Annotated in this window: 17 protein-coding genes and 1 tRNA gene; 6 read left to right on the top strand and 12 right to left on the bottom strand. The window is 67.8% G+C overall.

Annotated elements, in window-relative coordinates:
• The first annotated feature begins 74 nt into the window (after positions 1-74).
• The 3 genes from DIE17_RS24905 (at position 75) to DIE17_RS24920 (ending at position 2,507) form a co-directional block, all read left to right on the top strand.
• Positions 75-566 carry an energy transducer TonB gene (locus tag DIE17_RS24905; RefSeq protein ID WP_044848527.1) on the top strand — a complete coding sequence of 164 codons (492 nt, stop codon included), beginning with the start codon at positions 75-77 and terminating at the stop codon, positions 564-566.
• 287 nt (positions 567-853) lie between these two features.
• Complete coding sequence (locus DIE17_RS24915; protein WP_124521660.1) at positions 854-2,164, top strand: MFS transporter; 1,311 nt, start codon at positions 854-856, stop codon at positions 2,162-2,164.
• 103 nt (positions 2,165-2,267) lie between these two features.
• Complete coding sequence (locus DIE17_RS24920; RefSeq protein ID WP_124521658.1) at positions 2,268-2,507, top strand: hypothetical protein; 240 nt, start codon at positions 2,268-2,270, stop codon at positions 2,505-2,507.
• On the opposite strand, the gene waaC is transcribed toward DIE17_RS24920, so the two are convergent.
• On the bottom strand, positions 2,504-3,502 hold the full coding sequence (waaC, locus tag DIE17_RS24925) for a lipopolysaccharide heptosyltransferase I (RefSeq protein WP_124487788.1): 999 nt from the start codon (positions 3,500-3,502) through the stop codon (positions 2,504-2,506). The two genes, DIE17_RS24920 and waaC, sit on opposite strands and share 4 nt — an antisense overlap.
• A 180-nt stretch (positions 3,503-3,682) precedes the next feature.
• On the opposite strand from waaC, the gene DIE17_RS24930 reads away from it, so the two are divergent.
• On the top strand, positions 3,683-5,266 hold the full coding sequence (locus tag DIE17_RS24930) for a chloride channel protein (protein ID WP_260426261.1): 1,584 nt from the start codon (positions 3,683-3,685) through the stop codon (positions 5,264-5,266).
• Between the two features lie 116 nt (positions 5,267-5,382).
• Here the strand turns inward: DIE17_RS24930 and DIE17_RS24935 are convergent, their stop codons facing one another.
• The 5 genes from DIE17_RS24935 to DIE17_RS24955 form a co-directional block, all read right to left on the bottom strand.
• Entirely contained in the window at positions 5,383-5,784 is a 402-nt protein-coding gene (locus tag DIE17_RS24935) for a YXWGXW repeat-containing protein (RefSeq protein ID WP_124487787.1), read from the bottom strand.
• A gap of 157 nt (positions 5,785-5,941) precedes the next feature.
• Positions 5,942-6,196 carry a cell division topological specificity factor MinE gene (minE, locus tag DIE17_RS24940; protein WP_006486661.1) on the bottom strand — a complete coding sequence of 85 codons (255 nt, stop codon included), beginning with the start codon at positions 6,194-6,196 and terminating at the stop codon, positions 5,942-5,944.
• Positions 6,197-6,208: 12 nt separating this feature from the next.
• Positions 6,209-7,024, bottom strand: coding sequence for a septum site-determining protein MinD (gene minD / locus DIE17_RS24945; RefSeq protein ID WP_044849298.1), 816 nt, complete (start codon positions 7,022-7,024; stop codon positions 6,209-6,211).
• 59 nt (positions 7,025-7,083) lie between these two features.
• The gene (gene minC, locus DIE17_RS24950) at positions 7,084-7,839 is read right to left on the bottom strand and encodes a septum site-determining protein MinC (RefSeq protein ID WP_124521656.1); all 756 of its coding nucleotides are present in this window, start codon (positions 7,837-7,839) and stop codon (positions 7,084-7,086) included.
• Between the two features lie 166 nt (positions 7,840-8,005).
• Positions 8,006-8,659 carry a GNAT family N-acetyltransferase gene (locus DIE17_RS24955; RefSeq protein WP_260426262.1) on the bottom strand — a complete coding sequence of 218 codons (654 nt, stop codon included), beginning with the start codon at positions 8,657-8,659 and terminating at the stop codon, positions 8,006-8,008.
• A gap of 544 nt (positions 8,660-9,203) precedes the next feature.
• On the opposite strand from DIE17_RS24955, the gene DIE17_RS24960 reads away from it, so the two are divergent.
• A complete protein-coding gene (locus DIE17_RS24960; RefSeq protein ID WP_124521654.1) occupies positions 9,204-10,364 on the top strand; it encodes an alkane 1-monooxygenase in 1,161 nt (386 codons plus the stop codon).
• A gap of 87 nt (positions 10,365-10,451) precedes the next feature.
• Here DIE17_RS24960 and DIE17_RS24970 read toward each other — a convergent pair whose 3' ends face one another.
• The 3 genes from DIE17_RS24970 to serS form a co-directional block, all read right to left on the bottom strand.
• A complete protein-coding gene (locus DIE17_RS24970) occupies positions 10,452-11,987 on the bottom strand; it encodes a methyl-accepting chemotaxis protein (RefSeq protein WP_124921383.1) in 1,536 nt (511 codons plus the stop codon).
• Positions 11,988-12,279: 292 nt separating this feature from the next.
• A tRNA-Ser gene (locus tag DIE17_RS24975) sits at positions 12,280-12,370 on the bottom strand.
• Between the two features lie 131 nt (positions 12,371-12,501).
• Positions 12,502-13,803 (bottom strand): serine--tRNA ligase, encoded by a 1,302-nt coding sequence (serS, locus tag DIE17_RS24980; protein ID WP_044849213.1) that lies wholly within the window; start codon positions 13,801-13,803, stop codon positions 12,502-12,504.
• 251 nt (positions 13,804-14,054) lie between these two features.
• Here serS and DIE17_RS24985 point away from each other — a divergent pair, with 251 nt between their 5' ends.
• Positions 14,055-14,321 (top strand): DUF2164 domain-containing protein, encoded by a 267-nt coding sequence (locus DIE17_RS24985; RefSeq protein ID WP_124521649.1) that lies wholly within the window; start codon positions 14,055-14,057, stop codon positions 14,319-14,321.
• A 43-nt stretch (positions 14,322-14,364) separates the two neighbouring features.
• Here the strand turns inward: DIE17_RS24985 and DIE17_RS24990 are convergent, their stop codons facing one another.
• The 3 genes from DIE17_RS24990 to DIE17_RS25000 form a co-directional block, all read right to left on the bottom strand.
• On the bottom strand, positions 14,365-15,675 hold the full coding sequence (locus DIE17_RS24990; protein WP_044849211.1) for a replication-associated recombination protein A: 1,311 nt from the start codon (positions 15,673-15,675) through the stop codon (positions 14,365-14,367).
• 202 nt (positions 15,676-15,877) lie between these two features.
• A complete protein-coding gene (gene lolA, locus DIE17_RS24995) occupies positions 15,878-16,567 on the bottom strand; it encodes an outer membrane lipoprotein chaperone LolA (RefSeq protein WP_044846204.1) in 690 nt (229 codons plus the stop codon).
• A 46-nt stretch (positions 16,568-16,613) separates the two neighbouring features.
• Positions 16,614-18,923 (bottom strand): DNA translocase FtsK, encoded by a 2,310-nt coding sequence (locus DIE17_RS25000; RefSeq protein ID WP_124521647.1) that lies wholly within the window; start codon positions 18,921-18,923, stop codon positions 16,614-16,616.
• Positions 18,924-19,232 lie beyond the last annotated feature (309 nt).

Below are 19,232 nucleotides of genomic sequence, written 5' to 3' on the forward strand. Positions count from 1 at the left end.
TATGCGTTTGTCCCGATAACGCGCCGCGCGCAGACGCCTATCATTTTTTTATCGTCACCCTCCGGCACTCCCCCATGCCTTCTCTTCCCTGCCCGGGCGTCGACCGGCTGCGCATTGCCGCGCTGGTCGCCGCCGTCATGCTTGCCGCCTGCACGATCACGCCGCCCCCGTCGCTGCGCTCGATCCTGACGATTCCGTCGGTCATCCGCAGCGCGAATCGCGACCAGTACCGCGTGGAAGTCGCGCAGTGCGTCGCCGAGCACAATCCGTCCGCCGTGTCGCACGGGATGCCGCAGGCGATGCTGCGCTCGCTCGTCGTCGTCGCGTTCACCGTCGATCGCAGTGGCCAGCTCGTCAACGCATCCGTCTATCGCAGCAACGGCGACAGTGAAGCGGAAGCGCTCGCGCTCGCGTCGCTGCGCCGCTCGGCGCCACTGCCGCCACCGCCGTCGAAACTGCTGGACGGCAATGGCCGGCTCGAGATGATGGAAGGCTGGCTGTTCAACGACGACGGCCACTTCCAGTTGCAAAGCACCGCATCCGCGCAGGCGCAATCGATCGACTGAGCCCGCGCCCGCCCGCGTTTGCCGCCATGTCGCGGCGCTGGCTATAATTTTCCGCAATCGCGCGGCCACCCTCCCGCGCGCGTTCGCGCGCCGCACCCGGCATGCGAGCCGACCACGCCGGCACCGGGCGGCGGCGACCTATCCGTCTCCATCGTCGACCGGCGGGTGACGTCCGCGCCACGCCGCGCGTCCACGCCGCCGCCTCATCCGCTCGGCCGCTCCCGGCAAGCGCCCGCCTGCCCGAGCGCTCACCCGGCCGACCGCCCAACGACAAAACGGAGACATCCATGTCCGCATCTCCCCCGGCCGTTGCACACGCAACCGGTTCGGCCGGCGCCGTCAGCCACCGGCGCATCGTGTTCGCGAGCTTCATCGGCACCGCGATCGAGTTCTACGACTTCTACGTGTACGCGACCGCCGCGGCACTCGTCATCGGCCCCGTGTTCTTTCCGCACGGCTCCGCGACCGCCCAGGCGCTGTCCGCATTCGTCACGTTCGGCATCGCGTTCATCGCGCGGCCGATCGGCTCGTTCCTGTTCGGCCACTTCGGCGACCGCATCGGCCGCAAATCGACGCTCGTCGCGTCGCTGCTCGTGATGGGCGTGTCCACCACCGCGATCGGCTTCGTGCCCGGCTACGACACGATCGGTGCGCTCGCACCGGTGCTGCTGTGCGTGCTGCGCTTCGGCCAGGGGATCGGCCTCGGCGGCGAATGGGGCGGTGCGGCGCTGCTCGCGACCGAGCACGCGCCGCAAGGCAAGCGCGGCTGGTTCGGGATGTTCCCGCAGCTGGGCCCGTCGGTGGGCTTCCTGATGTCGAACGGGTTGTTCTTCGCGCTCGCGCTGTCGCTGTCCGACGAACAATTCCGCAGCTGGGGCTGGCGCATCCCGTTCCTCGTCAGCGCGGTGCTCGTCGCGCTCGGCCTGTACGTGCGGCTGAAAATCACCGAGACGCCGGCGTTCCAGGCCGCACTCGACCGCAACGAGCGCGTGCGCGTGCCGGTCGCGACGCTCGTCTCGCAACACTGGCAGCCGACGCTGCTCGGCGCGCTCGCGATGGTGGTCTGCTACACGCTGTTCTATATCTCGACGGTGTTCTCGCTGTCGTACGGCGTGTCGACGCTGCATATTCCGCGCCAGAGCTTCCTCGGCCTGCTGTGCTTCGCGGTCGTGTTCATGGGGCTTGCGACGCCGCTGTCGGCGTGGGCCTCGGACCGCTTCGGCCGCAAGCCGGTGCTGGTCGTCGGCGCGATCGCCGCGCTGTCGTCCGGCTTCGCGATGGAGCCGCTGCTCGGCAGCGGCTCGATGCCGCTCGTCGCGCTGTTCCTGACCATCGAGCTGTTCCTGATGGGCGTGACGTTCGCGCCGATGGGCGCGCTGCTGCCCGAATTGTTCCCGACCAACGTCCGCTATACGGGCGCGGGGGTCGCGTACAACCTCGGCGGGATCCTCGGCGCGTCGATCGCGCCGTACATCGCGCAGCTGCTCGCCGCGCGCGGCGGCCTGTCGTGGGTCGGCGGCTACGTGTCGGTTGCGGCGGCAATCAGCCTGGTCGGCGTGCTGCTGATGCGCGAAACCCGCGACGCATCGCTCGTCTGAGCCCTCGGGGCGCCCCGGGTTGGGCGGCGGGGGCCGCCGCTTACGTTCGATCCGGGGGCGCCGTCACGCACCCCGGGCTCCCTCCGCTGAAGGAGCCGCCGCAATGGACCTCCGCCTCGACAACGCCGACCTCGTCCTGATCCTGGCGCTCGCGCCGGGTGGCGCCCTGCTGCTCGCGGCGCGCTTCCGGCCGAAAACCTGGCGCGGCGTCCTGTTCGAGGCGCTTCTCGCCAACCTGGCCGCCGTCGCCGCGGTGATGACGGTCGCAGCGCTGCTCGCCAGAACGCGCGGCCCGCTTCCCCCGGGCCGGTTCATGCCGATAGCGGGCTCGCGCTGGCCCTAGGCCGTCAGCCGGTCACGCAGCGCGCCATAGGCCGGCCCGACCGCATCGATCGCATCGAGTGCCTGCGCAACCGACGGCGGCGCGCCCGGTTCGCCGATCGACAGCGCGTTCGGCGCGCCGCCGATGCCGCAATGGTGACGCGACGTCGCGACGAAAATCATCACGGTCGGCCGCTGCAGCGCGTGCGCCATATGCACGAACCCGGTATCGACTCCCACCACGAGCGCGGCCCGACCGATGGCCGCACCCAGTTCGCGCACCGACATCGCCGGCAGCACGATCGCGCCCGACGCACGCGCGGCAATGTCCTGCGCAGCGTCGTGTTCGGCTGCCGATCCCCACGGCACGAGCACGCGCACGCCGCGCGCCATCATCTGCGTAGCCAGCGCGGCCCAGTGGTCGGCGGGCCATTGCTTGTCCGGATTGGACGTGGCGTGAAACAGCAGCATGAACGGCGCGCCGTCGGTCACGGCGGGCGGCAGGTTCGCATCCTGCGGCGGGACGATCCCGTAAGCGGCGCTGCCCTCGGGGACATAGCCCAGCGCCTCGCCGGCGCTCACGCGCATCCCGTGCCACGCGTCGCAGTCCGGCCGCGGGCCGAAGCGATGCGAGTAGGCGAAGCGGGCACCCGCCTCGCCGAGATCCTGCGTCTGATAGCCGACGCGGCGCGCGGCACGCGCGAGTGCCGAGATGATCGCGCTCTTGTAGACGCCGTGCAGGTCGATGACCGCATCGTAGCGGTGCGCGCGCAGCGCGCCGATCGACGCCGAGATCGCCTTCAGGTCGCCGCCGTTCCGGAGCTTCTTGAACCGCCGCAACGGCGCGCAAAGCACCTTGCTCACACCCGGATGCCAGCGCACGACCTCGGCGCATGATTCGTCGACGGCCCAGTCGACCGTTACGCCCGGAAAGGCACGGTGGAGGTCCGCGACGACAGGCAGCGTCTGGACGACGTCGCCGAGCGACGTCACTTTCACGATGAGGATGCGTTTCACTTTTCTTATGATGAATGGGGTGGGCCGGCCATTTGGTGATGCTAACGACGGTTGCCGCGTTGATACATTACGCCGACATTACATTTGCAACAAAGTGCGACGCTTTTGTGAGGATTTGTCGAGCCCCGGCTGCATCAGGTTCTTTTTATAATGCGCTCTTTGCCCTCCCGGCTTCCGCCGATGCAACGCCCCGCCCTTCCTGCCCTGCTTTCCGGGTTGTTTCCCGCCCTCACCCGCCGCTCGCTGCGGATCTGGCGCCAGTACGGCGTGTTCTGGCTCGGCGCGATCGCCGTGGGCCTCGCGGCCGTGCTGTACGCGCGGCTGATCGACTGGGGCTACGACACGTTCCGCACGATGCGCGACCACGCCGCGTGGCTGCCGCTGCTGCTGACGCCGTCGATCGCCGCCGCGTCGGCATGGCTCACGCGCCGCTTCTTCCGCGGCGCCGAGGGCAGCGGGATCCCGCAGGTCATTGCGACGCTGCATGCGAGCCCGGGCGCGTTCGGCGCGCGGCTGCTGACCCTGCGCATCCTGTTCGGCAAGGTCCTGATCTCGTTCATGGGCATCCTCGGCGGCTTCACGATCGGACGCGAAGGCCCCACCGTGCAGGTCGGCGCGTCGCTGATGTTCAACCTGCGGCGCTTCTACCCGCGCTCGAACGCGCAGATCGAACGACAGCTCGTACTCGCCGGCGCGGCGGCCGGCCTGTCGGCCGCGTTCAATACGCCGCTCGCCGGGATCGTGTTCGCGATCGAGGAGCTGACCCGCAGCTTCTCCGCCCGCGCAAGCGGCGTGCTGATCACCGCGATCATCCTCGCCGGTGTCGTCGCGCTGGGCCTGAACGGCAACTACACGTACTTCGGCACGATCGACGCCGGCCAGCATTTCCCGAAGATGCTCGCCGTCGCCGTGCTCGTCACCGCGCTCGTGACCGGCGTCGCGGGCGGCCTCTTCAGCTGGCTGCTGCTCAATACCGGGCGCTGGCTGCCCGCGCGCCTGCTCGGCCTGTATCGCGAGCGCCCGATCGCGTTCGCGGCGCTGTGCGGTTTCGTGATCGCCGTCGTCGGCCTCGTGTCGGGCGGGACGACGTTCGGCAGCGGCTATGCCGAGGCGCGCGGCCTGCTCGACGGCCATGAACGGCTGTCGGTGCTCTATCCGTTCCTGAAGATGGTGTCGATGGTCGCGTCGTACCTGCCGGGCATTCCGGGCGGGATCTTCGCGCCGTCGCTGTCGATCGGCGCCGGGTTCGGCAACCTGCTGCACCTCGTGTTCGGCGACATGAGCCTGCCGATGCTGATCGCGCTCGCGATGGTCGGCTACCTCGCGGCGGTCACGCAGTCGCCGATCACGTCGTTCGTGATCGTGATGGAGATGATCAACGGTCACGCGCTCGTGATTTCGCTGATGGCGACCGCGCTGGTGTCGAGCCGGATGGCGCGCTTCTTCGCGCCGCCGCTCTACGAAACACTCGCGCAGCGCTATCTCGCGCCGCCCGCGGCCGCCGCTGAACCCGCCGCGGCGCCGGCGGTTGCGGCCGGCGTCGTCGAGCCGCAGGACGCGGCCACCGCGCCCGCCGATCCGCTCGACACGCTGCGCGAACGGGACGGTGGCGAGCCGGAGGCCCCGGCGGCCGGCAACGCCGCCACGCACACGCCCGCGACGTCGCACGACGACGGACCGTCCGCTTCCGGCACGACCGCTTCCGGCACGACTCCTTCCGGCACGAGCGGCCCGGCGCAGACGGGCCCGCGTACCCCTCAGTAGATCACCACCGGCGCGGGCCGATAGTAGACGGGCCGCGCCGGCACGACGATACAGCCGGCGAGCGTGATCGCGACGAGCGCAATGGCAAGGGCGGTTCTTTTCATCGCGCGCCTCCGTCAGGCCCAGTGGCCGCGCGTCCAGAACCAGTTCGGGCCGCGCTGATCCCAGTGGCCCGGCACCCAGTGCATGCCGATACGCTCGGTTTCCCAGCGACCGCCGATCCAGACGTAGCGGCCATGATCCCAGTGCCAGTGACCGCGCTCCCACACATAGCCGACGCGTGCGTCGGGCACGACCTCGTAGCGCACCGGCGGCGGCGCGTTCGGCGCGACGACGACGATTTCCTCGGCGGGCGCGGCCACCGGTTCGGCGACGACCATCCGGCCCGACTGCACCATCACGGGCGTACCGACGAGGATTTCGTCGGCGCGTGCGGCGAGCGGCGCGGCGACGGCTGACAGGCCCGCGGCGAACAGTACGAGCGAAACGATACGGCGTTGAACGGTAGAGACAGCCATCACAACCTCCTGATTGACAAATGACGCGAGCGTATTCGTTCAATGCGGGAGATCGACCAACGGCCGACAGACGCCGTGTTACGGCGCGACCGAAAGTGCAACAGGGCGTAAGACGCGCACGGCGGCAGGCGCCACCGTGCGGGGGGACAGACAGCGGTCAGGCTTGCGGAATCTCGATCTTCACTTCGAGGACTTCGAGATCGTCCTGGCGCTCGAGGCTCACGCGGATGTCATCGTTCGAAATATGGACGTACTTCGAGATGACCGCGACCAGCTCCTTCTGCAGCGCCGGCAGGTAATCGGCCGGCGGCCGGCCGCCGACCCGCTCGTGCGCGATGATGAGCTGCAGGCGCTCCTTCGCGACCGATGCGGACTTCTTCTTCTCGCCGAGGAGAAACGAAAGGATGGACATGGGCGGCCTCCGTTACTTGCTGCCGAAGAGGCGCTGCAGCAGGCCCGGCTTCTGATAATCGGTGAAGCGCAGCGGCTTGTCCTCGCCGAGGAAGCGCGCGACGACGTCCTTGTACGCTTCCGCAACGTCGGTGCCGTCGATGTGCACGGCCGGCAGGCCCTGGTTCGAGGCGTGCAGCACGGCTTCCGATTCCGGCACCACGCCGATCAGCTTGATGCGCAGGATCTCGCTGATGTCCTCGAGCGACAGCATTTCGCCTTCGCTCACGCGCTTCGGGCTGTAGCGCGTGATCAGCAGGTGTTCCTTGATCGGATCCTTGCCTTCGGCCGCGCGCTTCGTCTTCGACGACAGGATGCCGAGAATGCGGTCCGAGTCGCGCACCGACGACACTTCCGGGTTCGTGACGATCAGCGCTTCGTCCGCGAAGTACATCGCGTGCAGCGCGCCCGCCTCGATACCGGCCGGCGAGTCGCAGACGATGTATTCGAAGTCCATCGCGACCAGGTCGTTCAGCACCTTCTCGACACCGTCACGCGTGAGCGCATCCTTGTCGCGCGTCTGCGATGCCGGCAGGATGAACAGGTTCTCGCACTTCTTGTCCTTGATCAGCGCCTGGTTCAGGTTCGCTTCGCCCTGGATCACGTTGACGAGGTCATACACCACGCGACGCTCGCAGCCCATGATGAGATCGAGGTTGCGCAGGCCGACGTCGAAGTCGATCACGGCCGTCTTGTGGCCGCGCAGCGCGAGGCCGGACGCGAAGCTCGCGCTGGTCGTCGTCTTGCCCACGCCGCCCTTGCCCGAAGTCACCACGATGATTTTTGCCATTTACCCAATACCCTGTGTTCGTCAATGAGAGCCGATCGACCCGGAGCGTGCCGCGTGAATCACGTCAGGCGCAGCGGTTCGATCATCAGTTTTTCCTCTTCGAGCCGGATCTGCACCGATTTGCCCAGTATGTCGGCGGGCAACGGGTTCTCGGTCGTTCGATAGATACCCGCGATCGAAATCAGTTCCGGCTCGAGACACGTGCAGAAAATGCGCGCGTCGTGATTGCCGTGCACGCCCGCGAGTGCGCGGCCGCGCAACGGCGCGTAGATGTGGATGTTGCCTTCCGCGATGATCTCGGCACCGTGACTGACCGGCGCCAGCACCACGAGGTCTCCTTTCGCGTAAATCTGCTGCCCCGAACGCAGCGGCCGGTCGATCACCAGCGTCTGGCCGCCCGCCGCAACCGGCGTCGGCTCAGGTTCCGGCGCCGGTTCGGCTGCCGCGGCAGCGGCCGGCGCCGCCTCCGCTTCGTCGGCCGGCTTCGCGGCCGACACGCGGCGATCGCGCGCCTCGAGCAACGGCAGGCCGGCTTCCCCCGCCCAGCCCTGCGTCGCCAGCGCGACGACGCCCACCGGGCGCATCCGCACGTCGTTCAGCATCTGGCGGATGTCGGCGAGCGCGACGCGTTCGCCGTCCGCGAGGCGGCGGACGTCGATCGCGACGACATCATCGGCGAAAAACTCGGGAGTCGCTTCGAAGCGCTTGACCAGTTCGGTACGCAACGCATCGAGATCGGTCGTCTTCACGGTGAACAGCAACGTATCGACCGATCCGCTGCGCAGCTCGAAGAATGGCGATTTTTTAAGCGACATGGACACTCTGCAAAAAATTTTTGCGTATTTTACAGGCGTCCACGCGTGCGGCCATTATTTTTGGGGAGCCAGGGGGCGACGGTCGCGGCGAGCGCGCAACCGGCAGGCGGGCAGTCGGGCGGGCGGCCGGGCCTTCATCACGCCGTGCGGCCCGCGCATTCATGCGTCAGGGTGTGTTGAAGTGCGACACGAACAACGACTTCATCGCGCCGGGCATCCGCGCGATCGGCGCATGCTCGCCCGTGTTGCCGAAGCCCGCCCGTTCGTAGAAACGGATCGCGTTGCGGTTCGCATCGGCGATCCATGCGTAGACGTCCCGCGCCCCGCGTTCGGCCAGCCACGCGGTAGCCGTTTCGAGCAACAGCACGCCGCCGCGCAGGTGGCGGACCGCGTGCGCGACCCACAGCTCGCTGACGAATGCGCGCCGCTCGGGCGTCGTGTCGAAATACGCGCCGATCATGCCGGCCGGATGGCCTTCGGTGTACAGCAGGAAAGTCGTCGACTCGTCGGACGCGGCACGCAGCGCGGCGATGGCCGCCGCCGCGTCGGAATCGACGTTCAGCAATTCGGCCTCCGGCGCTTCACCGGGCGCGTAGGGCTCACGCAGCGATGCGGCGCGGAGTTCGCGATACACGCCGCCCTGATCGGCAGCGATACGACGAACGGTCAAGGTCGAACTCATGCAGGCACAGCCCCCTTCGGACAGCAAGTTACTAGCTTCAACCGAAAGCGGGGCATGAGTCAAATCGTAATTTTCAAATGACAGCGCGGATCGAAAGGCAGCACGCGTCGCGCACGCGCGGGTGTGCGGGTGCAGCATCGACGCGTCGACGGGCCGCGACGCGTGGCAGTCCGAACGGCGAAGTCGGACGCGTCGCCCCGCTCGCCTTGTCATGCTTGGCATTCATGTGGTCAAGGTCCGACGTTACCCCGCAGCGGCGCCGTAATGATCCGTAATATATGTATCCCAAAAAGCCGCGCCGCCACGCGATGTCGCGTCGCATTTATTGCATTGCAACATTCGTTGCGGACCCCGCCGCCGCATACTCGCGCGTGTGGTCTGCCGTATTCATCCGACGAGAATACCGGCTGCGCGAGCGGATCGGGCCCGCTCCGGCCTGTTTCAATCACCGTGGCGCAGGCCCCTCCCGGCCCGCGTCCTGCACGGGCCGCCGTTTGGAGTCGCCCGCCTAGCGGCGGGGTTTGGAAAGCGCGCGCGACGGTCGTATAACTGGCACAACCGGACCACCGATCCGGTGCCGCGCGCCGTGCCGCGGACCCACGACGATTCGAACGACGACAAGCGCGTCACTCGGCCGCCGCACCCGCACACGCGGGAGCCGGCCCCGAAAAGGAGGGAGACAATGGCAATGACCGACGCATCGGCCTCGGGCTGGTCGGATGGCAAACGTTATCTGTGGCTGCTCGGCGCGGTGACGATCACGCTGCCGATCCTCTCGGCCCAGCTCGCGCTGTCGACGGGCCTCCACGTGTTCTGGTGGTTCGGCCCGCTGTTCGCGTTCGGCGTGATCCCGGTCCTGGACACGCTGATCGGCGACGATCGCGACAATCCGCCCGAAGCCGTCGTCCCGCATCTCGAACGCGAGCGCTACTACCGCTACATCGTCTATCTCGCGACGCTGGTCGAATACATCGCGTTCTTCATGTGCGTGCGGATCGTCGGCACGCATGCGCTCGCGTGGTACGACTACGTCGGCTTCGCGCTGTCGCTCGGCGCCGCAACGGGCATCTCGATCAACACCGCGCACGAACTCGGGCACAAGACCAGCCGCTTCGAGCGCTGGCTCGCGAAAGTCACGCTCGCGCCGGTGGCGTACGGGCACTTCTTCGTCGAGCACAACCGCGGCCATCACGTGCGCGTCGCGACGGCCGAGGATCCGGCGAGCGCGCGCTACGGCGAATCGTTCTGGGCCTTCCTGCCGCGCACGGTGACGGGCAGCATCCGCTCGGCGTGGCGCCTCGAGAAGGCACGCCTCGAGCGGCTCGGGCATTCGCCGTGGACCTGGCGCAACGAGGTGCTGCACGCGTGGGCGATGACCGTCGTCGTGTGGGGCATCGCGCTCGCGATGGCCGGCAAGATCGTGATCCCGTTCCTCGTGATCCAGGCCGTGTACGGCGCGTCGCTGCTCGAAGTCGTCAACTACGTCGAGCACTACGGGCTCGGCCGCCTCAAGCTGCCGAGCGGCCGCTACGAGCGCTGCACGCCGCAGCATTCGTGGAACAGCAATCACGTCGTCACCAACCTGTTCCTGTACCAGTTGCAGCGGCACGCCGACCATCACGCGAACCCGACGCGCTCGTACCAGGCGCTGCGACACTTCGACGACTCGCCGCAACTGCCGGCCGGCTACGCGACGATGATCCTGTTCGCCTATGTGCCGCCGCTCTGGTATCGCGTGATGAATCCGCGTGTCGTCGCGCACTATGGCGGCAACATGGCGCAATCGAACATCAAGCCATCGATCCGCGCTCGCGTGCTCGCGCAGTATTCGGCCGCGGGGTGACGCAGGACGGCGCGGTCGCGGTCGCGGTCGCGGTCGCGGTCGCGGTCGCGGTCGCGGTCGCGGTCGCGGTCGCGGTCGGCAATATCGTCACGCGGCCTGCGGCAGCCTGAACACGGCGACCGCGTGCCGCAGCGCGCTCGCCTGCTCGGCCAGCGCCTGCGTCGCCGCCGACGCCTGTTCGACCAGCGCCGCATTGCGCTGCGTCGCTTCATCCATCTGCGTGACCGCGACGTTCACCTGCTGGATGCCGCCGCTTTGCTCCTGCGAAGCGGACGAGATCTCGCCGACGATCGACGTGACCCGCTGCACCGCGCCGACGATCTCGTGGATCGATTCGCCCGCGCGCGCGATCAGCACGGCGCCCTCGTCGACCCGCCGCGTCGATTGCTCGATCAGCGCCTTGATCTCCTTCGCGGCGGCCGCGCTGCGCTGCGCGAGCGTGCGCACCTCCGACGCGACGACCGCAAAGCCGCGCCCCTGCTCGCCCGCGCGCGCCGCCTCGACGGCCGCGTTCAGCGCGAGGATGTTGGTCTGGAATGCGATGCCGTCGATGACCGCGATGATCTCGCCGACCTTCGCCGCGCTGGCGGCAATCCCGCTCATCGTGCCGACCGCGTCCGTCATCACGCCACCGCCCGCGGACGCGATGTCCGATGCGTCGCGTGCGAGCTGCGCCGCATGCTGCGCGTGTTCGGCCGACTGGCGCACGATGCCCGTCAGTTCGGTCATGCTGGCCGCGGTTTCCTCGAGCGAAGCAGCCTGCGCCTCGGTGCGCGACGACAGGTCGTGATTGCCCGCCGCGATCTGCGCGCTCGCGGTCGCGACGGCTTCGGCATGCGTACGCACCTCGAGCACGACACCCGACAGGCTCGCCTGCATCGTCTTCAATGCGCGCAGCAGATCGGCGATCTCGTCGCGGCCGGCCGCGTCGACGTCGCGCGTCAGGTCGCCGCCGGCCACCGCCTGTGCACAGGCCACGGCGCGATCGAGCGGCCGCAGGATCGCGCGGCTGAACAGGAACGCACCGATCATCGCGATGCCGAGCACGATCAGCATGAGCACGACGCTCGCCGCGGTCGCGTGGCGCACATCGCGGCTCGCTTGCGACGATACGGCAGCACTCTCGTCGGCGATCGCCTTCGCCGCGCGCTCGAGCAGCGCGGCGGGCGCCCGGTCGACGCCCGCCACGGCCGCGTCCCCGGCCGTCGGCTCGAAGCCCGCGGCCTTGAACGCGTCGAACCCTCGCCGGTAGCCGTCGCCCATCGCCGCATGCGCGCGCATGAACTGCTCGACGAGCGTCCGGCTCTCGCCGGGCGGCAGCTCGCCGACGAGCTGCGCGGCGAGCGTGTCTACCGTGCGCTCGCGCGTCTGGAATGCCTGCCAGTACTTGTCGAGCTTGTCGGGCTGCTTGCCGCGCAGCAGCGTGTCCTTCCATTCCTGCACCTGCAGCTTGAACTGCACGAGCGTGGCCGATACGAGCCGCTCGTCGGCAACGTGCGTCTGCACGTCGTTCGCGAACGTGTCGATCGAGCGATTGAGAATGCGGATGCCGTACAGCGCGCCGCAGAACATCAGCAGCAGCGCAATGGCGAATGCGAGGGGAATCTTGTAGCTCAGCTTCATGGGACCTTGGATCGTCGGAGAACGGCGACCGCGCAAAAAAGCGCGAGCCGCCGACCGCTCTGTTAACGGCGCGCGAGGTCAAGGCTGAAGCGGGCAAGCGGCGGCGGGAACCGTGCGGGTCGAGCACGAAGCCCGTGGCGATCCGTGGGCGGCGGGAACCGAGGCAACAACGCCCAAGCGGGTGCCGGCCGATCGGTACGCGCGCGCGTACCGCACATCGCATCCACGCTCGCCACCGGGCGACCAAAACGAAAAACCCCGTGATCCTTCCGGATCACGGGGCTTCGTATTTTGGCGGAGAGGGTGGGATTCGAACCCACGGTACGGGGAAACCGTACGCCTGATTTCGAGTCAGGTACATTCGACCACTCTGCCACCTCTCCTTCCTTGCTGCTTCATTTCCCGGTTGGTCGTGTCCGGGAAAGAAAAGATTATAGAACGATCTCTTCGTAACTCACAAGCGTTTTTTGCAAATTTTTTTGCGAGCCCGTCGAAGACCGATCGCGCAGCGATCTCACGACGCCTGCGCCGGCGCTTCGATTCGCTCCATGCCGCCCATGTACGGACGCAGCGCCTCGGGCACCGTGACCGAACCGTCGGCATTCTGGTAGTTCTCCAGCACTGCGACGAGCGTGCGGCCGACCGCGAGGCCGGAGCCGTTCAGCGTATGCACGAGTTCCGGCTTGCCCTGCGCGTTGCGGAAACGCGCCTGCATCCGGCGCGCCTGGAACGCTTCGGTGTTCGAGCAGCTCGAGATCTCGCGATAGGTGTTCTGCGCGGGCAGCCACACTTCGAGGTCGAACGTCTTCGCGGCCGAGAAGCCCATGTCGCCCGTGCACAGCGTGATCACGCGGTACGGCAGGCCGAGCTTCTGCAGGATCGCCTCCGCGTGGCCGACCATCTCGTCGAGTGCCGCATACGACGCGTCCGGCGCGACGACCTGCACCATCTCGACCTTGTCGAACTGGTGCTGGCGGATCATCCCGCGCGTGTCGCGGCCATACGAGCCGGCTTCGGAGCGGAAGCACGGCGAATGCGCGGTCAGCTTGATCGGCAGCGCGGAGCCTTCGACGATCGACTCGCGCACGGTGTTCGTCAGCGAAATCTCGGACGTGGAGATCAGGTACTGCGTGATCGTGTTTTCGGCGCCGCCCTTCTCGACGCGGAACATGTCGTCCGCGAACTTCGGCAGCTGGCCCGTGCCGTACAGGATCTCGGGATTCACGATGTACGGCGTGTACGTCTCGCTGTAGCCGTGCTGCAGCGTGTGCGTGTCGATCATGAACTGCGCGAGCGCGCGGTGCAGGCGTGCGATCGAGCCGCGCAGCATCGTGAAGCGTGCGCCGGCGAGCTTCGCGCCGGTTTCGAAATCGAGGCCGAGCGGCGTGCCGACGTCGACGTGATCCTTCACCTCGAAGTCGAACTGGCGCGGCGTGCCCCAGCGGCGCACTTCGACGTTGTCGGCTTCGTCCTTGCCGACCGGCACGCTTTCGTGCGCGATGTTCGGCATGCCCAGCATCAGGTCGGACAGGCGCGTCTGGATCTCGCCGAGCTTGGCCTCCGACGCCTTCATTTCGTCGCCGATCCCGCCGACTTCGGCCATGACGGCCGACGTGTCCTCGCCCTTCCCCTTCATCGCGCCGATCTGCTTCGACAGGCTGTTGCGGCGCGCCTGAAGCTCTTCGGTACGGGTCTGGATCGCACGGCGTTCCGCTTCGAGGGCGGAGAACGCGGCGACGTCGAGGGTGTAGCCGCGATCGGCGAGGCGCTTCGCGACGCCGTCGAGGTCTTTGCGCAGCAACTGGATGTCGAGCATGGGAGGACTTGGAAAATCGTTGTGTAAGACGGGAATTCTAACGCACCGCGGGGCCGCCACGGCATTGGCCGGATGGACAGTGCCGCAAACGCGCGACGGGCGTGGCAGTATCGCATTGCCGGCCTGCGCGCCCGCAGCCGGCGAAGCGCGTTGCGCGACGCCGCGGCGCAGCGCGCGACAGCCGCCCCGGCCGGGCGCAACGCGGCGGGCAACGCACCCGTCTTCGCATCACCATCACCCGAGGGAACCCGATGGCCATCGAACTGGACAAGGATGTTCGCGACCGCGCGATCGCGTCGCTGCAACGGTATTTCACAGAAAACATGGACGAGCCGATCGGCAACATCCAGGCCGGTGCGCTGCTGCATTTCTTCGTCGAGGAAATCGCGCCGGCAATCTACAACCTCGCGATCGCCGATGCGCAGGCGCGCCTGCACGCACGGGTCGCCGAGCTCGACATCGACTGCCACGAGGAGCCGTTCGAGTACTGGAAGAAGCAGCCGGGCCGCCGGCGCTGACACGCCCCCCGGCAGCGCCGGCCGTCGGGCCGCGCGCAGCCGGTCAGTCCTTCTTGCCGGCCTCGCGGTCGAGCTCGCGCAGCCACGCGAGCTTGTCGGCGATCTTCGATTCGAGCCCGCGCGGCACCGGCTTGTACCAACGCGGCTCGCGCATCCCTTCCGGAAGATACGACTCGCCGGCCGCATAGGCATTCGGCTCGTCGTGTGCGTAGCGATACGCATGGCCGTAGCCGAGTTCCTTCATCAGCTTGGTCGGCGCATTGCGCAGATGCACGGGCACCTCGCGCGACTTGTCCTGCTTCACGAACGCCATCGCCTGGTTGAACGCGTTGTAGCCCGCATTGCTCTTCGCCGCGCACGCGAGATAGATCACCGCCTGCCCGAGCGCCAGCTCGCCTTCGGGCGAGCCGAGCCGCTCGTAGGTCTCGGCCGCGTCGTTCGCCACCTGCAGTGCGCGCGGATCGGCGAGGCCGATGTCTTCCCACGCCATCCGCACGATGCGCCGCGCGAGATATTTCGGATCCGCGCCGCCGTCGATCATCCGGCAGAACCAGTACAGCGCACCGTCCGGGCTCGAACCGCGCACCGACTTGTGCAGCGCCGAGATCTGGTCGTAGAAGTTGTCGCCGCCCTTGTCGAAGCGCCGCGCGTTCAGCGTCATCGCGCTGCTGACGAACTCGGCATCGATGGTCGTGACCTTGGCCGAGGCTGCGGCCGTCTGCGCCTGCTCGAGCAGGTTCAGGAAGCGCCGCGCGTCGCCGTCCGCATAACCGATGAGCGTATCGATCGCCTTGTCGTCGAACGCGAGCCCGTCGAGCGCGATTTCCTGCGCGCGCTTGAGCAGCTGACGCATCTCGTCGTCGTTCAGCGACTGCAGCACGTACACCTGCGCCCGCGACAGCAGCGCCGAGTTGACTTCGAAGCTCGGGTTCTCGGTCGTCGCGCCGATGAAGGTCACGAGCCCCGACTCGACGAACGGCAGCAGCGCATCCTGCTGCCCCTTGTTGAAGCGGTGGATTTCGTCGACGAACAGGATCGTGTGGCGGCCGGTGCGATTCAGCGTGTCCTTCGCCTGCTCCATCGACTCGCGGATGTCCTTCACGCCGCCGAGCACCGCGGACAGCGCGATGAACTCGCAGTCGAACGCGAGCGCGGTGAGGCGCGCGAGCGTCGTCTTGCCGACGCCGGGCGGCCCCCACAGGATCATCGAATGCGGCTTGCCGGATTCGAACGCGAGCCGCAGCGGCTTGCCTTCGCCCAGCAGATGCGTCTGGCCGATCACCTCGGCGAGCGTCTTCGGCCGCAGCGCCTCGGCGAGCGGCCGGCGCGGCTCGACTTGAAACAGGTCGGACATGAACCCTCGCTCCAGATCAAACGATGGCGGCCGAACGGGCCGCCGGACCCGACATTATGACAGCCGCGCGACTGCACCGCCGCGCCTGGTGCTTGCGCCCGATCCCGACGCCCGATGCCCGCGCCCGATGCCCGCGCCCCAAAAAACAACACGGGCCTGCCGTCGCCGGCAGGCCCGTGTCGGGAAAACGGCGTGGTGCCGATCAGCCGTTGATCACGTCCGCGCCCTTCGGCACGACGAACTTGAACGTATCGCTCTTCAGCGGCGGGTTCGTCTGGATGTTCGTGAACGTGAGCAGCGTGACGTTGCCGAACACGTCGTGCAATTCCATCGCGGCGAGCGTGCCGTTGCGGAAGCCGATGCCGATCCGCTGGAATTGCGTGTCCTGCGCCTTCGGCAGCATCTCGAGCCACTCGATGCCACCCTTCTCGCCGGCATCGCGCAGCGTGTAGTTCTTGTCGAGATCGTTGCTGCCGAACAGGATCGCGGCCGGGCTCGCGCCCAGCGCGCCGTTCAGCTTGCGTTCGGTGACCTGGTTCAGGTCGCGGTCGTACACGTAGAGCTTGTCGCCGTCGGCCTGCAGCACCTGCTGGTACGGCTTCTGGTACGTCCAGATGAACTTGCCCGGACGCGAGAACACGAACGTGCCGCTCGAGTTGTCGTTCGGCTTCGGCGCGGCCTGCACGGCGCTCGCGCCCTTCGCCGGCGCCTTGACGATCTGCTGCGTGAAATCGCCTTTCGCCGAGCGCACCTGCGACACGAAGGCCTTCAGCTGCTCGGTGCCGCCCGCGAACGCGTGCGTCGCCGCGAGCATCAGCGATGCGCCGGCGAGCGCCGCGCCGAGCCAGCGCCGCGTCGAACGAAGGGACACTGCGAACGAATGTTGCTGCATATTGCGGTTTTCTCCCTGGGTGGCCGGCGCTGCGGGCGCCGCGGACTCATTCCGCGTCGCGCGCCGGCACAAGAATTTCGCGGTTGCCGCTCGACGACATCGCCGACACGAGCCCCGACTGTTCCATCTGTTCGAGCAGCCGCGCCGCGCGGTTGTAGCCGATCCGCAGATGGCGCTGCACGAGCGAAATCGACGCGCGGCGGTTCTTGATGACGATCTCGACCGCCTGGTCGTACAGCGGATCAGACTCCTCGCCGCCTTCGCCGGTTCCCGTGCCGGCCGAGCCCTCGTCGCCGTCGGCCGTGCCGCCTTCGAGCAGCCCTTCGACGTAGTTCGGCTCGCCCTGCTCCTTGAGCTTCTCGACGACGCGATGCACTTCGTCGTCGGCGACGAATGCGCCGTGCACGCGCACCGGCAGCCCGGTGCCCGGCGGCAGGTAAAGCATGTCGCCCATCCCGAGCAGGGATTCGGCGCCCATCTGGTCGAGAATCGTGCGCGAGTCGATCTTCGACGACACCTGGAACGCGATCCGCGTCGGCACGTTCGCCTTGATCAGGCCGGTAATCACGTCGACGGACGGACGCTGCGTCGCGAGGATCAGGTGGATGCCGGCCGCGCGCGCCTTCTGCGCGATCCGCGCGATCAGTTCCTCGACCTTCTTGCCGACGACCATCATCAGGTCGGCCAGCTCGTCGATCACGACGACGATGTTCGGCAGGCGGCCGAGCGGTTCAGGATCGTCCGGCGTCAGGCTGAACGGATTCGGAATCTTTTCCTCGCGCTTCGCCGCTTCGTCGATCTTGTTGTTGTAGCCCGCCAGGTTGCGCACGCCGAGCTTGCTCATCAGCTTGTAGCGGCGCTCCATCTCCGCGACCGTCCAGTTCAGCGCATGGCCGGCCTGGCGCATGTCGGTGACGACCGGGCACAGCAGGTGCGGAATGCCTTCGTAGACGCTCATTTCGAGCATCTTCGGATCGATCAGGATCAGGCGCACCTGCTCGGCAGTGGCCTTGTACAGCAGCGACAGGATCATCGCGTTGATCCCGACCGACTTGCCCGAACCGGTCGTGCCGGCGACCAGCAGGTGCGGCATCTTCGCGAGGTCCGCGCAGACCGGCTTGCCGCCGATGTCCTTGCCGAGGCTCAGCGTCAGCGCCGACGACGCGGCCGCATAGACTTCCGAGCCGATGATCTCGGACAGGTGGACCGTCTGGCGGCGCTGGTTCGGCAGCTCGAGCGCCATGTAGTTCTTGCCGGGGATCGTCTCGACCACGCGGATCGACACGAGCGACAGCGAACGCGCGAGATCCTTCGCGAGGTTGACGATCTGGCTGCCCTTCACGCCGGTGGCCGGCTCGATCTCGTAGCGCGTGACGACCGGGCCCGGATACGCAGCGACGACGCTCGCCTCGACACCGAAGTCCTTCAGCTTCTTCTCGATCAGGCGCGACGTGAATTCGAGCGTATCGGCGGAAATCGCTTCCTGCGTCTTCGGCGCGGGATCGAGCAGCGACACCGGCGGCAGCGTCGAATCGCCCGGCAGGTCGGTGAAGAGCGGCACCTGGCGCTCGCGCTCGACGCGCTCGGACTTCGCCGGCGTGACGACCGGCGGCACGATCGTCACGGGTTCGTGATCCTCGATGCGCACACGCTCCTCTTCGACCTTGCCTTCGCGGCGCACGGCCGCGGCCTCGCCGAGCTTGCGGTCGCGCTCGGCCTCGCGGCGCAGCTTAGCGACGTTGACGGCGGACAGGATCGCCCCGCCCACGCGCTCGGCGACCGACAGCCACGAGAAGCGGAAATACAGCGACAGGCCGATCGCGAGCAGGATCAGCAGCAGCAGCGTGCCGCCGGTGAAGCCGAACGCGTGCGACATCGCACCCGCCACGGCCTCGCCGATCACGCCGCCCGGTGCGCGCGGCAGCTGCACCTTCAGCGACCACATGCGCAGCGCCTCGATGCCGTCGCACGCGAGCACGACGAGCACGAACGCCAGGATCTCGGTGAGCCAGCCGATCGGCCGCTCGGGTTCGTCGGCGACCGCCTCGTGGCGCGTGATGCGCCGGTAGTTGACCGCGATGCGCCGCCCGAGCGGCACGATCAGCCAGTAGGCCGACAGGCCGAACAGCAGCAGGATGATGTCGGCCGTCCACGCGCCGACGCGGCCGGCCCAGTTCGAGATGTGGTCGACCTGCGCGGCGTGCGTCCAGCTCGGATCGCGCCGGCTGTAGCTCAACAGGGCCATCACCAGAAAAGCGCAGAGCGCGACCTGGAGAATCCAGCGGATCTCCGTGAGGAGCTTCGACATCCGGTGCGGCAACGCCTGTGCCTGGGCGGAATAAGGAGCTTTTGCCATGAATCCGTATAAAGAGGACGGGCCGCGCGCCCGCCTGTCGTTCGATCGCGCTTATTGTAAACGCTGCACCGGGGCGCCAAGTGTAAATGACGGTTACATAAGAGGGTCGGGGCGGCCGAAGCCGATACCCGCGCACGCGATCCGGCCGCCGGTCGGCCCGTGACGCCCGGCCGCGGCAATGCGCCGCCACGGGCCGCAGCCGCCCGCCCCCAACCCGACCCGCCCAACCTGCCCCGCCACTGCTGGCGATCCGCCGACGAACGCTATCGCCACGATTGAAACTCTCGTTCGGCAGCGCAGCAACGGGGC

It is taken from the genome of Burkholderia sp. Bp9099 (assembly GCF_003857805.1).
Lineage (GTDB): Bacteria > Pseudomonadota > Gammaproteobacteria > Burkholderiales > Burkholderiaceae > Burkholderia.

What these genes read in the sequence shown, in the direction of transcription:
- DIE17_RS24990 (WP_044849211.1), bottom strand. Translation starts at nt 15,675, where the DNA reads ATGTCCGACCTGTTTCAAGTCGAGCCGCGCCGGCCGCTCGCCGAGGCG.
- DIE17_RS24960 (WP_124521654.1), top strand. Translation starts at nt 9,204, where the DNA reads ATGGCAATGACCGACGCATCGGCCTCGGGCTGGTCGGATGGCAAACGT.
- DIE17_RS24920 (WP_124521658.1), top strand. Translation starts at nt 2,268, where the DNA reads ATGGACCTCCGCCTCGACAACGCCGACCTCGTCCTGATCCTGGCGCTC.
- serS (WP_044849213.1), bottom strand. Translation starts at nt 13,803, where the DNA reads ATGCTCGACATCCAGTTGCTGCGCAAAGACCTCGACGGCGTCGCGAAG.
- minC (WP_124521656.1), bottom strand. Translation starts at nt 7,839, where the DNA reads ATGTCGCTTAAAAAATCGCCATTCTTCGAGCTGCGCAGCGGATCGGTC.
- DIE17_RS24955 (WP_260426262.1), bottom strand. Translation starts at nt 8,659, where the DNA reads ATGCTGCACCCGCACACCCGCGCGTGCGCGACGCGTGCTGCCTTTCGA.
- lolA (WP_044846204.1), bottom strand. Translation starts at nt 16,567, where the DNA reads ATGCAGCAACATTCGTTCGCAGTGTCCCTTCGTTCGACGCGGCGCTGG.
- minD (WP_044849298.1), bottom strand. Translation starts at nt 7,024, where the DNA reads ATGGCAAAAATCATCGTGGTGACTTCGGGCAAGGGCGGCGTGGGCAAG.
- minE (WP_006486661.1), bottom strand. Translation starts at nt 6,196, where the DNA reads ATGTCCATCCTTTCGTTTCTCCTCGGCGAGAAGAAGAAGTCCGCATCG.
- DIE17_RS24970 (WP_124921383.1), bottom strand. Translation starts at nt 11,987, where the DNA reads ATGAAGCTGAGCTACAAGATTCCCCTCGCATTCGCCATTGCGCTGCTG.
- DIE17_RS25000 (WP_124521647.1), bottom strand. Translation starts at nt 18,923, where the DNA reads ATGGCAAAAGCTCCTTATTCCGCCCAGGCACAGGCGTTGCCGCACCGG.
- DIE17_RS24935 (WP_124487787.1), bottom strand. Translation starts at nt 5,784, where the DNA reads ATGGCTGTCTCTACCGTTCAACGCCGTATCGTTTCGCTCGTACTGTTC.
- DIE17_RS24905 (WP_044848527.1), top strand. Translation starts at nt 75, where the DNA reads ATGCCTTCTCTTCCCTGCCCGGGCGTCGACCGGCTGCGCATTGCCGCG.
- DIE17_RS24915 (WP_124521660.1), top strand. Translation starts at nt 854, where the DNA reads ATGTCCGCATCTCCCCCGGCCGTTGCACACGCAACCGGTTCGGCCGGC.
- DIE17_RS24985 (WP_124521649.1), top strand. Translation starts at nt 14,055, where the DNA reads ATGGCCATCGAACTGGACAAGGATGTTCGCGACCGCGCGATCGCGTCG.
- DIE17_RS24930 (WP_260426261.1), top strand. Translation starts at nt 3,683, where the DNA reads ATGCAACGCCCCGCCCTTCCTGCCCTGCTTTCCGGGTTGTTTCCCGCC.